16 protein-coding genes and 1 riboswitch are annotated in these 13,343 nt (G+C 50.9%); of the genes, 9 read left to right on the top strand and 7 right to left on the bottom strand.

All coding sequences use genetic code 11. The annotated features are described in order from the left end of the window. The first annotated feature begins 132 nt into the window (after nucleotides 1–132). Nucleotides 133–483, top strand: a complete 351-nt coding sequence (locus tag B5E67_RS14555; protein ID WP_242957038.1) for a hypothetical protein — start codon at nucleotides 133–135, stop codon at nucleotides 481–483. A gap of 53 nt (nucleotides 484–536) precedes the next feature. On the opposite strand, the gene B5E67_RS14550 is transcribed toward B5E67_RS14555, so the two are convergent. Further along, entirely contained in the window at nucleotides 537–866 is a 330-nt protein-coding gene (locus tag B5E67_RS14550) for a helix-turn-helix domain-containing protein (protein WP_087385830.1), read from the bottom strand. Between the two features lie 286 nt (nucleotides 867–1,152). Here B5E67_RS14550 and B5E67_RS14545 point away from each other — a divergent pair, with 286 nt between their 5' ends. The 7 genes from B5E67_RS14545 to B5E67_RS14515 all read left to right on the top strand — a co-directional run bounded on the left by B5E67_RS14545 (nucleotide 1,153) and on the right by B5E67_RS14515 (nucleotide 6,472). After that, nucleotides 1,153–1,848: an NAD(P)-dependent oxidoreductase gene (locus B5E67_RS14545; RefSeq protein WP_343286533.1), complete on the top strand. Its 696-nt coding sequence runs from the start codon at nucleotides 1,153–1,155 to the stop codon at nucleotides 1,846–1,848. A 49-nt stretch (nucleotides 1,849–1,897) separates the two neighbouring features. Then, a complete protein-coding gene (locus B5E67_RS14540) occupies nucleotides 1,898–2,827 on the top strand; it encodes a nuclear transport factor 2 family protein (protein WP_087385829.1) in 930 nt (309 codons plus the stop codon). Between the two features lie 132 nt (nucleotides 2,828–2,959). Beyond that, complete coding sequence (locus B5E67_RS14535) at nucleotides 2,960–3,361, top strand: pyridoxamine 5'-phosphate oxidase family protein (protein ID WP_044939873.1); 402 nt, start codon at nucleotides 2,960–2,962, stop codon at nucleotides 3,359–3,361. 15 nt (nucleotides 3,362–3,376) lie between these two features. Then, nucleotides 3,377–3,492, top strand: a riboswitch (FMN riboswitch). 62 nt (nucleotides 3,493–3,554) lie between these two features. Then, on the top strand, nucleotides 3,555–4,190 hold the full coding sequence (locus tag B5E67_RS14530) for an ECF transporter S component (protein WP_087385828.1): 636 nt from the start codon (nucleotides 3,555–3,557) through the stop codon (nucleotides 4,188–4,190). A 3-nt stretch (nucleotides 4,191–4,193) separates the two neighbouring features. Further along, nucleotides 4,194–4,826 (top strand): 4Fe-4S binding protein, encoded by a 633-nt coding sequence (locus B5E67_RS14525; protein ID WP_087385827.1) that lies wholly within the window; start codon nucleotides 4,194–4,196, stop codon nucleotides 4,824–4,826. A 37-nt stretch (nucleotides 4,827–4,863) separates the two neighbouring features. Then, nucleotides 4,864–5,646, top strand: a complete 783-nt coding sequence (locus tag B5E67_RS14520) for a protein-ADP-ribose hydrolase (protein ID WP_087385826.1) — start codon at nucleotides 4,864–4,866, stop codon at nucleotides 5,644–5,646. 223 nt (nucleotides 5,647–5,869) lie between these two features. After that, entirely contained in the window at nucleotides 5,870–6,472 is a 603-nt protein-coding gene (locus B5E67_RS14515; RefSeq protein ID WP_343286532.1) for a Sir2 silent information regulator family NAD-dependent deacetylase, read from the top strand. A 304-nt stretch (nucleotides 6,473–6,776) separates the two neighbouring features. Here the strand turns inward: B5E67_RS14515 and B5E67_RS14510 are convergent, their stop codons facing one another. The 5 genes from B5E67_RS14510 to B5E67_RS14490 all read right to left on the bottom strand — a co-directional run bounded on the left by B5E67_RS14510 (nucleotide 6,777) and on the right by B5E67_RS14490 (nucleotide 11,906). Next, a complete protein-coding gene (locus tag B5E67_RS14510) occupies nucleotides 6,777–6,935 on the bottom strand; it encodes a hypothetical protein (protein ID WP_242957036.1) in 159 nt (52 codons plus the stop codon). Nucleotides 6,936–7,167: 232 nt separating this feature from the next. Continuing rightward, the gene (locus tag B5E67_RS15980) at nucleotides 7,168–7,395 is read right to left on the bottom strand and encodes a helix-turn-helix domain-containing protein (protein WP_242957035.1); all 228 of its coding nucleotides are present in this window, start codon (nucleotides 7,393–7,395) and stop codon (nucleotides 7,168–7,170) included. A 252-nt stretch (nucleotides 7,396–7,647) separates the two neighbouring features. After that, nucleotides 7,648–9,396 (bottom strand): ABC transporter ATP-binding protein, encoded by a 1,749-nt coding sequence (locus B5E67_RS14500; RefSeq protein WP_087385824.1) that lies wholly within the window; start codon nucleotides 9,394–9,396, stop codon nucleotides 7,648–7,650. Next, nucleotides 9,396–11,198: an ABC transporter ATP-binding protein gene (locus B5E67_RS14495; protein ID WP_087385823.1), complete on the bottom strand. Its 1,803-nt coding sequence runs from the start codon at nucleotides 11,196–11,198 to the stop codon at nucleotides 9,396–9,398. Before B5E67_RS14495 ends, B5E67_RS14500 begins: the two co-directional genes overlap by 1 nt. A gap of 90 nt (nucleotides 11,199–11,288) precedes the next feature. Then, nucleotides 11,289–11,906: a TetR/AcrR family transcriptional regulator gene (locus B5E67_RS14490; protein WP_087385831.1), complete on the bottom strand. Its 618-nt coding sequence runs from the start codon at nucleotides 11,904–11,906 to the stop codon at nucleotides 11,289–11,291. A gap of 315 nt (nucleotides 11,907–12,221) precedes the next feature. Between B5E67_RS14490 and B5E67_RS14485 the strand changes: the two genes are divergently transcribed. Continuing rightward, a complete protein-coding gene (locus tag B5E67_RS14485; protein WP_087249656.1) occupies nucleotides 12,222–12,467 on the top strand; it encodes a heavy metal-associated domain-containing protein in 246 nt (81 codons plus the stop codon). A gap of 361 nt (nucleotides 12,468–12,828) precedes the next feature. Here B5E67_RS14485 and B5E67_RS14480 read toward each other — a convergent pair. Next, the coding region (locus B5E67_RS14480; RefSeq protein ID WP_158098910.1) for an FAD-dependent oxidoreductase at nucleotides 12,829–13,343 on the bottom strand (515 nt) is incomplete at its 5' end.

The raw sequence follows: 13,343 nt of genomic DNA, 5'->3' as shown, positions 1-13,343 counted from the left end.
TAACGATGAATCGTCATGCTATCACTTCCTTGCACTGCCTATGATAGAATCCTTTTATGTCTTTTTCTTGTCTTTTTAACACTTTTTTGGGCGTTTTTGAGTTTTCAGATACACCCTAAAGACATTGCCGCCATGGAGCAGAGCTTGAAACGGTTGGAAGAACAGGAACAGAAATATTCTGCCGAGTTGGATGCTGCCCTGACTGAATATACCGGGCTTCGGGAGCAGGCACAGAGCGTTGATCCGGTGCAGCTCTACGAAACAAAACAGACAATCCGCCCCGTCAAAGAACAGGAAGCGGAGAACCGGGCACAGCAGGTCTACGGTGAGAAGTATAGCCCGCTTCTTATGTTTGACAGCAAAAAGACAGTTTCCCGTATGCTGCATGAGGATATAGAGCGGCAGGCAGTACGGAGAATGGTGCGCCAGACGCAGAAGGAGCAGCATCTCAACAAGAGGAAAAATAAAGGACCGGAACGATAATCAAAAGAGTGCCGCAGAACCATTCATTAGCGATGGTCTGCGGCACTCTTTTATCAACTGTTTTGCGCCTTGTAGTTCTCGCCCCAATTCCACAAAGCGTCCAAGATCGGCTTCAAACTGTACCCCAAATCCGTCAGCGTATATTCCACCCTCGGAGGAACCTCCGCATAGACGGTACGGGTAAGAAGGCCGTTTTCCTCCATCTCTCGCAGCTGAGCGGTCAAAACTTTTTGAGATACATGGCCGATGGATTTTTTCAATTCACCGAAGCGTTTCGTGCCAGGGAGCAAGTCCCGCAAGATCAAAACTTTCCATTTGTCGCTAATCAATGTCAGCGTGGTTTCCACCGGACACGCTGGCAATTCTTTTGTAGCAGTTCCCATACAGATGCCTCCTGTTCCATTGGTTTCTATTTTACTCTTATGTCTATATATTACTCTTGGTTTCTAAAGCGCGTCAAGAATTTTTTATAAAATATTTTGTGAATTGGAAAGGCTAAAAAACCCTGAATTTATCAAAAAGTCACCTTTTGGTAACCGCCTAATTGTTACCGCAAGGTGACCATAGCACAATATTGTGCGTACTTTTCAACCTGCTTCTCCTGCGCTATGATGAATTTGCAAGGACGGGGAACACCCCGATCCCAAGAAGAATCAGGAGGTATTCCCCATGAGCATCTTTGAAAAGCTGTTCCATACGAACAAGGAAAACAGGAGCGACAAGGAGGACAAAAACATAAAAATCGCTGTTATCTGTGCCAATGGCAAAGCCGGTAAACTGATCGTGAAGGAGGCTCTGGACCGCAAGCTGGATGTGACTGCTGTGGTTCGCGGCGAGAACAAGGCGGAGGCCAGCCAGGTCATCACCAAAGACCTGTTTGATCTGACCGCCGCCGACCTGAAGGGCTTTGATGTGGTCATCGACGCCTTCGGTGCCTGGACCAAGGACACGTTGCCTCTGCACAGCACTTCCCTCAAGCACCTGTGTGACATCCTCAGCGGTACGGACACCCGCCTGCTGGTGGTGGGCGGCGCCGGAAGCCTGTATGTCAATGCCGAGCATACCGCTCAGGTCATGGATGGCCCGGATTTCCCGGATGTGTTCAAGCCCCTGGCTTCCAACATGGGCAAGGCGCTGACCGAGCTGCGGCAGCGCAAGGATGTCCGGTGGACCTACATCAGCCCTGCCGGGGATTTCCAGGCAGAGGGTGAGCGGACCGGAAACTACCTGCTGGGCGGTGAGGAACTCACCTTGAACAGCCGTGGCGAGAGCATCATCAGCTACGCCGACTACGCCATCGCTATGGTGGACGAGGCTGTGAAGGGCCACCACGATCAGCAGCGCATCTCCGTGGTTCGGGCCTAAACCTCGGCACACCGTAAAACACAACTATACCCCAAAGGAGATTATCGCAATGAAAAAGTTTATTTCCAGCGCCCTTGCGCTGACACTGATTGCTTCCGTTCTGGCCGGATGTTCCAGCAACACTGCTTCCACCTCTGACCCCGGTTCTGCTCCCGAAAGCAGCACGCCCAGCAGCCAGGTGGAAAGCAACACCCAGGAGGAACAGACCAACACCGAAAAGGCCCTGGCCCTGATCGGCACCTTCGCTTCCGGCGATACGGAGACTGCCCGTGAGCTGCTGGACGAGAACTACATCCAGCACAATCTGGCCTATGGCACGGGGGAGGATGCCTTTATCAGCTCCGTGGAATACCTGGCGTCTGCCGATGTAAAGACCACCGTGGAAAACATCCGTTCCTTTGAGGACGGGGACTATGTGTTCCTCCAGACCGTCTATAACTTCGCCGGTGCTGGCGAGCAGGTGGCCTTTGACATCTTTCGCTTTGATGAAGATGGCGAGATTGCCGAGCATTGGGACAACCTGGCCGCCCTTGCTGCGGAGCCGAACCCCTCCGGCCACACCCAGATCGACGGTACAATGGAAGTGACCGATCTGGACAAGACTGAGGAAAACCGGGAACTGGTGAAGAACTTCCTCTACGATGTGATGCAGGGCAACAATCCCGACAAGACCGCCGATTACTTTGACGGTGACACCTACATCCAGCACAACACCGCGATTGCGGATGGCGTTTCCGGCCTGAATGCCGCACTTACTGCTCTGGCCGAGCAGGGCATCCAGATGATCTATGATGAAACCCATCTGATTCTGGCGCAGGGCAACTTTGTCCTGGCGGTCAGCGAGGGAACCTACGGCGGCGCTCCCACCAGCTACTACGACCTGTGGCGTGTGGAGGACGGCAAGATTGCCGAGCATTGGGATGTCATGGAGACCATTGCCGATCAGTCCACCTGGCAGAACGACAACGGTAAGTTCTGATTGAGCATTGTTACCAGCAGGTAACTATACCACAATATTGTGCGTACTTCACGCAGCTAAAGAACGCTGTTACAATTAAATCAGAAACAGAAAGCAAACACTTTCTCAACAACAGTTTGGAGGTTATCTATTATGAACGAAGTCGTGAAATTCCTGAATGAAAACCCTGTGCAGTACCTCGCCACCGTGGGCCGGGACGGGAAAGCCAAGTGCCGCCCCTTCATGTTCGCCGGTGAGAAAGACGGCAAGCTGTGGTTCTGCACCAACAACCAGAAGGATGTCTATCAGGATATGCAGGCCAACCCCTATGTGGAGGTTTCCGTGTCCAGCCCTGCGTATGCCTGGATTCGTCTGAACGGCAAGGCGGTCTTTGAGAACAATATGCCGGTCAAGGAGATGTGCATCCAGAACCCCATCGTCAAGGGCCAGTACCAGACCGCCGACAACCCGATCTTTGAGGTGTTCTATCTGGCCGACGCCCATGCCGTGATTGCCGACTTCTCCGGCAATCCTCCCCAGGTGTACGACCTGTAATCCTGAAAAATCCATACCGATCTTCGGGGCGGGGTGAAAGTCCCCACCGGCGGTAGAGTCCGCGAGCTGAATAGCATGAGCCGGTGTGATTCCGGCACCGACAGTTACAGTCTGGATGATAGAAGATAGGCCAAGGCCGCCCTGCAATCATGTGGGGCGGCCTTAATCTAAAGCCCATCTCATAAGGAGAGTTATGAACAATCAGTCTATTCCCGTAGCTGCTGTTACAAGCAGGCGAGCCGCCTCCCTGCGCAGCACCCGTACCATGACAATGATTTCGCTGCTGGCGGCAGTATCCTTTGTTTTATCTTTTTTTGAGTTCCCTGTACCGCTTTCTCCTTCGTTTGCCAGGATGGACCTGTCAGACTTTCCGGCGCTGGTCGGCGCAATGACGATGGGGCCTTGGGCTGGTGTGTTGGTGGAGCTGGTAAAGAACCTGCTGGGATTGCTCAGCTCCAGTACCGGCGGTGTAGGCGAGCTGGCCAATTTCCTGCTGGTCGGCGCTATGGTCTATCTTGCAGGCATGATCTATTATGAAAATCATCGTCCGGCTTGGCTGGCCTGTCTGACGGGGGCCATCGGCATGGCAATCATGGCGGCTGTGACAAACTATTTTATTCTGCTGCCGCTGTTTGAAACCTTTATGCCGCTGGATGCGCTGATTGCATCTTTCGCTGAATTTATCCCCTTCATTCATACCAAGCTGGATGTAGTCTTATGGAATGCGATTCCGTTCAATCTGCTCAAAGGGCTTGGGATCGCTTTGGTGACATTGGTGGTATATCCGAAACTGACGCCGGTTCTCCGGGGGACAAACAAGGGGAGGTAAGCTATGACAACGCAAGAGATTTTGAACATTCTCCAGTCAGACATCCATTCTGTGGTGTTTGCCACTTTGGACGAACACGGCCTGCCTCAGACCTGTGTGATCGACCTGATGTTGGCGGATGATGACGGCCTTTATTTCCTGACCGCAAAGGGAAAATCTTTTTACCATCGCCTGATGAGAAAGCCCTTTGTCTCTCTTTCGGGAATGAAAGGCGGTGATACCCTGTCCACCACGGCAATCTCCGTGAGAGGGGCGGTACGGAATATCGGAGAAAAGCGGCTGGCAGAAATCTTTGAAAAGAACCCCTATATGGCAAAAATCTATCCCACCGAAAAAAGCCGGGAGGCTCTGGAAGTGTTTCAGCTCTACAAAGGCCAGGGAGAATATTTCGACCTTGCCCAGCTTCCGCCCTATCGACAGAGCTTTTCTTTTGGTGGTGAGCGTATTCAGGAAAGCGGCTATCGCATTATTCCTGAAAAATGTATCGGCTGCCAGGGCTGCCGAAGCGTCTGCCCGGTGAATTGTATCAGCAATACGATCCCACGAAGCATTGACACCGCCCACTGCTTGCATTGTGGAAACTGCCTTTCCATCTGTCCGGCAGGTGCTGTGGAACGGATCGGGGCAGCAAGCTAAGCCAAAAAATAACAGCATTTCTGAGGGAGGACCCTTTATGAACCGTATCCAACAAATTCAATATTTAATTCAGGTGCTTCTCAAAGAGATGCCTGCCTACCAGGAACAAGCGAGGGCCTTCCCCCAGGATGAACTGTCCCAGCGGAGATTGCTCCGCAGTCTGATGAATGTGCGCCCGCCGATGCCTCTGGACCCGTCGTTCCTTGCGGTGCAGGACGCTTTGCTCTCGGCGGAACGAGAGGAAAAGGGCGTGGTGGAGGCCGACGCGCTCCAGGATCGTCCCGGTCATCCCGGTATCGCTGTTTGGCAGGGGGACATCACCAGGCTGAAAGCCGACGCCATCGTGGACGCAGACAATGACCGGCTGCTGGGCTGTTTCGTTCCCTGCCACGGCTGCATCGACAACGCCATCCACTCGGCGGCAGGGCTTCAGCTCCGGGACGAGTGCAGTCGACTCATGGAGCAGCAGGGCCACCCGGAACCCCCCGGGCAGGCAAAGCTGACCGGGGGCTACAATCTGCCCGCTCGGTATGTGCTGCATACGGTAGGTCCCATTATCCACGGGCGCGTTACCCCGCAGGACCGGGAGCTGCTGGCCTCCTGCTACCGCTCCTGTTTGAAACTTGCCTCGGAACATAAGCTGCAAAGTGTGGCATTTTGCTGTATCTCTACCGGCGAGTTTCACTTTCCCAATCAAGAAGCCGCCCGGATCGCTGTTCAGACGGTCAAAGAGTTCCTGCAAGCACCAACGACGGTGAGAAAGGTGATTTTCAATGTTTTCAAGGATATTGACGCAAAAATCTATGATGACCTACTCTGAGCAGATCGAGCAGGTAAGGCAGGCGCTGCACGAGGCGGATGCCGTTGTGATCGGGGCAGGCTCCGGCCTGTCAACCTCTGCGGGACTGACCTATTCCGGCCCCCGGTTCCAGGAACATTTCGGAGACTTTATTCAGAAATACAAAATCCAGGATATGTACTCCGGGGGTTTTTACCCGTTTGAAACTCTGGAAGAACATTGGGCATGGTGGAGCCGCCATATTATGATAAACCGATACGAGAAAGCCCCTAAGCCCGTTTATGATGAACTGCTGAAGCTGGTCCATGATAAAGATTACTTTGTCCTTACCACCAATGTGGACCATCAATTCCAGCTGGCCGGCTTTGATAAGGAGCGGCTGTTCTATACCCAGGGAGACTACGGCCTGTGGCAATGCTCGGAGCCATGCTGTCAAAAGACTTGGGACAACGAGGAAACTGTCCGGCGCATGGTGGCAGAGCAGCGGGATATGCGTGTCCCCACAGAACTTGTCCCGCATTGCCCGGTTTGCGGCAGGCCCATGACCATGAATCTGCGGTGCGACAACACCTTCGTCCAGGACGAGGGCTGGTATGCCGCTTATTCCCGCTACGAGGATTTCCTTCGTCGGCATGGAAACGCAAAGGTGGTCTATCTGGAATTAGGTGTGGGCGGCAATACGCCGGTCATCATCAAGTACCCGTTCTGGAAGATGACCTATCAGAACGCCAACGCATTTTATATCTGCATCAATCTGTCTGAATCCTGCTGCCCCAAGGAAATTCAAGCGAGGGCTGTCTGCATCAATAGGGATGTTGGTGCCACATTGCATGAGCTGTGTCTGTAAACGGAAAGTGCCGATACAGCCCGGATAGCGAAGTATTTAGAAATTTTCTCAAGATAATAAATCGAAAGCAATATTTCCCTCATGTGTGAAAACCGAAGGGAAATATTGCTTTTTTAATTGTAATAAAGGATGTCATAAAAGTACGGAGTATCTATTTCGTTTGTATATGGAGAAATCCCCCTTGACAAATCTCTTTCCAAAATCAAATTATCATAATATTCTTTTCCTTGCTGTACAGTATATCATAGATTGCCAAGCTTCTATGCCAAAGCCAAGCTAAAATCAAACCATTTCAATACCAATTTCAGTTATCCATTCTTCTTACATCCAGTTCTGTCTCCAAATCATTGGCCAACACCTGATAAAGTTCTTCTGGCTTCTGGCAGAGAACCGCACTAAAATTAATAGGCTCACCTTCGTTGAATAGTCTTACATATCCCCAGCGGCAAGGAACCACTTCCAAATAAGAGGACTCTTCTAAAAAAACTCAAAAACGTTTTAAAACATCATTAAATGTTTGCATAGGCCAATCTCCTTATAATGATTTTTCTCTATTGTAAAGTGTTCCATATTCATATTGCAAGGATATGACGTCTTTTTTCATTTTATTCATTTGTCAAAATACAGCTGTCAAAATACAACAAAAGCCATCCCAACGAATCTAGGGCCTAAATTCGTTGAGATGGCTTTCCTTATTATGGATTTCTTATAGAATGTGTATTATCTTCAGGTCTCGGCATGAACTGGTAACCACGATTTGAAACGGTTCTAATGTATTGCGGATGATCTTTGTCATCCTCAATTTTCTGTCGAATTCGTCCAATTGTACTGGATACAGCTCGCAGATGGCTGTCGCTGTCCTTGTGCCAAACTGCTTCAAAAATTTGCTCTTTTGTAAACAGTTTGCCAGGATGCCGTGCCAAAAGGCTTAAAACACCCTATTCATAACGGCTCATATAAATTTCTGATCCATTTTTGAACACAAGGTGACTAGCTAAATGAATTTCTAAACCTGGAAAATACAATATCTTCTGGTCTACATAAGATTTTTCAGACCATTCAAAAATAGTTTGTTCGTGTAATTTTCCGTTATCCTTTGTAAATCGGACCACGATCTCTATTTTTTCCATATGAATTCAAAAAATGTTATTTTTTAAGTTTTGACGGCAGCCGATTTATGCCTGCTTTAGATTCCATTGAGCGCTCTCGCTCTGAAGCTCTACCATCCGCCGGTAAAGACCGCCTTGCGCCATCAACTCCTGCGGGGTACCCTGCTGGGCCACCCGCCCTTCTTTTAGCACCACAATGTGATCCGCGCCGGCCACTGTGCGCATCCGGTGAGCGATGACTAACACTGTTTTGCCCGCCAAAAGCCGGGAGAGGGCGTCTTGTACTTTAGTTTCATTTTCCACATCTAGAGAGGCAGTGGCCTCGTCCAGCAACACAATAGGAGCATTTTTCAGTAGTGCGCGGGCAATTGAGATCCGCTGGCGCTCGCCGCCCGAAAGTTTAGTTCCATTTTCGCCGATGGATGTATGGTACCCTTGCGGCAGCTTTTTGATAAACTCCTCGCAGTTGGCAGCTTTAGCCGCTGCCATCACCTCTGCATCCGAAGCTCCTCGTTTACCCAGTCGGATATTTTCCATCACTGTATCGTCAAACAACACTACATCCTGAAAGACCATGGAATAATCGGTTAATAATGCCTCCGGGTCCACCGTAGAAATATCTATCTCCCCCACTTTGATCGTCCCTCTGGTAACATCCCACAACCGTGCTGCAAGCCGGGCACAGGTGCTTTTGCCAGAGCCGGAAGGCCCTACTAGCGCAGTGATCTCGCCCTCCTTTGCGGTAAAGGTGATATCACTCAGGACAACCTTTTCATCATAAGCAAAGCCCACATGGTCGAACACAATATCATGCCCTTTGGGACAGAACTTCTCTGTTCCTTCTGCAATCGGGGTATCAAATAGTCTATTCATCCGATCTGCCGAAACCTGAGAAACAAACAGCTCGGCGATTAGTGCCAGACTCTGGTCAAAAGGCGCATAGATTCGGGTGATGACCATCAGGAACAAAAATAGCAGCATAAAGTCTATCTGCCCAGCCAGAATCAATTGGGCCCCCACGAGGATTGTGGTCGCTACTCCCAGCCGCATAATAACACTAGCCCCATTGACGAACAAACCAGTGACCAGCTCGCCGTGAATCATGACCCGCTCATGGTCGTTGATCTTTTGATACAATCCGACAAGATACTGCTCTTCCTGATTGGCAGCCCGAATTTCTCGAACATTTTCCAGGGCTTCCTGCATCCCGTCCGAGACCCGAACAGCGGCCTCCTTGGTCTGCCCGGCCTGGTGCTCTGCCATCTTTCTGCTCCCAAACAGGAGGCCAAAAGCCACTGGTACTCCCCAAAGACAAGCAATGGCCAACCGCCAGTCGTACCAGAACAGGCAGGCCGTGATCACAGCCGTAGAGATATAGGAACCATACAGGTAGCCCAACACATGGCTCCAAACATGTTCCATACGGTTGACGTCTCCCATTAGAGTTTCTGTTAAGTCAGCCAGATCATGTTTTCCAAAAAAACCAAGGGGCAGTTTTCGCAATTGTTCCGCCAAACGCAGGCGAGAGGCCTTCACTTCGCCGTACACAAGGCCGTAGGTGGTTTTGTATTGCTGGAGATGGGTCAAAAACGACAGAAGAGCAAACACTGCAAGACCCGCCAGCACCTGGAGAGCACCGGGCAGAGGAGTACCTTCAGTCAGAGTCGCCATTAGTCTGGACATCACAAAATGCAGGATACCGACGCCACCCATCACCACCAGATTGACAATCACCGTCCAGAAGACGCCCTTTTTGACGTTCTCTACCCCCTGGTCGGTCAGGGCGTACTTCCGCTGAAACTTTGTTCCAAACATTACCTTTCCTCCTTGCCACTCTCCATTTTCCATCGGATTGCCTGGTTGTAATCCGTCCACATTTGGGTGTACAACCCACCCGCCACGATCAATTCTTTGTGAGTGCCCTGCTCTATCAGCTGACCGTTGTCCAATACCAAGATTTTGTCCGCTCCCACTACCGTAGAGAGTCGGTGGGCGATCATGATGACAGTGCGGCCTTTCGTCAGCCGGGCAAAGGCTTTCTGGATCAAAGCCTCATTTTCCGGATCAGCAAAAGCAGTAGCCTCATCCAGTACCACAATGGGAGCATCCTTCAAAATAGCCCGGGCAAGGGCGACTCGCTGTGCTTCGCCGCCAGAGAGATAGGTTCCCTCTGTGCCGATCACGGTGTCCAGTCCCTGGGGCAGCTTTTCCAAAATGTCGCTGCATTGCGCGGCTTCCAAGGCAGCAAGAACCTGCTCTCGGCTGGCATTGGGGCGGGCTGCACGGACATTTTCTAAAATACTGGCCTTGAACAGTCGGTTATTCTGAAATACAAAAGCAACCTGATCCATCAACACATGCGGATCGATCTGGCGCACATCCACCCCGCCGACTTCCACAGTACCTTCGTCCACATCCCAAAACCGGGGGATCAGGCTGGCCGCTGTGGTCTTGCCGCCGCCCGAAGGGCCCACTAGAGCCACCGTCTCCCCCGGTTCGGCGGTAAAGGAAAGATGGGACAAGGCAGGGGTCTGCGCCCCGTCATAGGTAAAGCTCACGTCCCGAAACACTACTCGGTTGTCTTTGGGAGTCTGAGGTTTATCCGGCGCTGGCAAGGTAGGAGCGTCCATTACCGGCTGGATGCGGCCCAGGGCGGTATCAGCCAGCATCATGCCGGACGCAGCAAACATAATCCGGGCCAACGCCGTGGAAAGGATGGCTGAAAATACGGCATAGAAAGCAAAATTTGTTACAAGGCCCTCAAAATCACCAGTTGCCAGAGCCCCGGGCGCTAGAAATAGCACCACCGGCACTAAAAACAGAAAGGCCCCCTCAGTAACGGTTAGATTGATAGATTGCGGCACACGGCAGATATCACCCTGATAATACTCCGCCTTGGTGCTGTAATCCTCAATGGCCTGCTGAAACGCTTTGAAGGAGTACACGGTCTGCTGAAAGATCTTGACCACTGGGATTCCCCGGACATACTCTGTGCCGGCTTTAGCCATCCGGTCTTGGGCCGCCTGGTATTCCGCCATCAGTCCAGCGTTTTTGCCCCCCATCATGCTAAACATAGCTAGGATTGAGATCACCGCCGCCAGCAAACAAGCCACACCCATGCGCCAATCAAAAACCAACATCAGCGCCAGCATGGAAAGAAACAGAGTGAACGTACCCACGATATCCGCCAAATTGTGAGCCAGTAGGGTTTCTGTATCGGCAGCAGCGGCATCCAGTCGGCTGCGGATCAAACCAGACGCATTTGTGTCAAAATAACCTAACGGTGCCCTCATAACATGAGCCATACCCTGCTTGCGGATGTTGGCCGCCGTGCGAAATGCTGCTAAATGCGTACACATTAGGCCCAAAAAGTAGATCAGGATACCACCCACAGCGAAAGCAAAGGCTATCCAGCCGTAGCGTATGATGCTCTGAGCCTGTGTCCAGTCCGGAGATACTGCGATCAGATCCCTCGCTGCCAGCCAGATACAGATATAAGGTACCATACTACACATCATGGATATCCCCGACAGCCCTAGTCCCAGAAAAGTAAGCCGTCTGTGGCTACCCGCATACCCTAGCAAGGCAGCCAAGGCATTTTGCTTTTTTTGCTTCATAAATATTCCTCCCTTTGGTTAGTTTATGCTAACTTGCAGTATAAAAGAAAGAGGGCAAAGCCCCTATCTTACTAAAAACCGATACAGCAGTTACTGGCCTATTAACTTCAGCCAGCCTGCAGTGTAAAAATCCCGCAGTTGATCCACATAGCACATGGCCCGCTCCTTGGGCATATCGTGGATAACAATCTCAAAGATGCCGTTGAACATCCCGCTAGCAATGATATGGCATAGTTGCTCGTCCAGTGTAGGACATACACGCCCCAAGCGGCGCAGTACCTCAATGTACTGAAGAGTATACTCCACCTCCACTTCCACCATGTTGTGAACAAAGCGCTCATAGCTGGTGCCTTCAGCCTTGCATAGCAACAACTTTACTGGCTCCCTGTGGTCGCAGATGTAGTCCACCATCCAATGGACACACTGACTGGATTCCAGCCCCATATGGTCCGGCTGCTCCTGCTCCGGCAACTCAGCAAAAGAAGTTTGAGCCTTCATAAACCGGCCCATCAGAGCGGCGGCGTGGGGCTCCACAATGGAGGCAAAAAGCGCCTCTTTGCTGGAAAAATAGCCATAGAACGCACCTGTGGTGACACCAGCCTGCTTCACAATCTGACGCAGGGAGGCCCCCAGAAATCCCTTCTCTGCAAACTCCTCCATAGCAACCTGTTGGATCCTCTCCAAGGTGGCAGTAGTTTTTTCTTCCATTTCTGCCCTCCGCATAACATCGTTATATAACACTGTTATCATAAATCACTCCTCTTGATTTGTCAAGAGGAGTAAATGGATTCCTTACTAAAATGGCCGTATTGCCCTAAAATCCCCTCCCGGCATGACAACAACATCTTGGAATAAATACATTTACCACTGGAAATGTCTTACTCAACAGAGCCGGTATGAAACCTACATGGCAATACCTTGCAATTTTGTCTTACAAGGTGTATTCTATAGTTAGAATCACCTAACCGCTTAGCTGATCCTAACGCAGTTTGACCTTGCAGAATTGAGAAAGGATGAGAACCCATGTGGAAGTATACAATAGAGGTCAACGGAATGATGTGCGGAATGTGCGAGTCCCATGTCAACGATGCCGTACGCAAAGCTTGTCCGGTGAAAAAGGTTCGTTCTTCCCGTGCGAAATGTCAGACAGTGGTCATCTCTGAAGCAGAGCTGGACCCGGAGCTCATTGCAGCCGCTATCCGTGGTACGGGATATGATGTCGGCATGATCCAGAAGGAGCCCTTCCAAAAAAGATGGTTGTTCGGTTGATGCTCTGAGTAACAGGCCTCCCCCATTCCCGAATTCCCGGCGCGGAGGTCTTTCCTTATGGCTCTTTTGAGATTTTTGCATATCAGCAAAACGTACCAAGGGTCTTTTTACCAGCAGCTTACTCCGACTGCACTTTTCTAAAATTATAGGCATCGCTTTCGATAGATATTGTGACAACGAGCAGCCTGGCTGCCACTACGCCCCAAGTATTGTACCAATATACAGTCAACCATTTTAGAGGGTCATAGATAATAGATAGCTATCAAGTGTATAGCAAAACTCCCCAGAACCACCATGAAGCGGTTCTGGGGAGTTTTATAATCGTAATCCAGCGACAATTCGCCAGACACAACAATATTTATTATTCCATAGCAGCGTTTATGGCTGCAATGGCTCCATCAGACACAGCGGTAGCCACCTGACGAACCTGTTTGACTCGGATATCACCGGCAGCATAGACACCAGGAATGGCGGTCTCCATCTTGTCGTTGGTGGGGATGTATCCGCCTTCCAAAGCCAGTTCTGTATAGAGTTCAGTATTGGGGAGTATACCGGCATAGACAAAAATGCCGCAGCCAGGATCCTCTATCGTTTCAATACTGCCATCCTGTTCGCTGGCAATCTCCAGCCGCTCCACCTGATCCTGCCCATAAACGGCATGCAGGCGGGATGCCAGGCGCACCGAGATGTTGCCCGCAGCGGCTACCTTTTGACGGAACTCCGCAATGCACCCCAACTGCTCTTCAAAGTGGATCACTGTCACCTGCTTTGCAAAGCCAGCCAGATACAGGGCCTCTTTCACTGCACCATCGGCTCCACCCACCACATACACATTTTTTCCGGCATAGGCGGCGCCATCTCTGGCAGCATTCATGC

Source organism: Faecalibacterium sp. An122 (assembly GCF_002160895.1).
Classification (GTDB): domain Bacteria; phylum Bacillota; class Clostridia; order Oscillospirales; family Ruminococcaceae; genus Faecalibacterium.
Note: the sequence above shows the minus strand (reverse complement) of the source record. Positions and strands in the feature narration are given on the sequence as shown.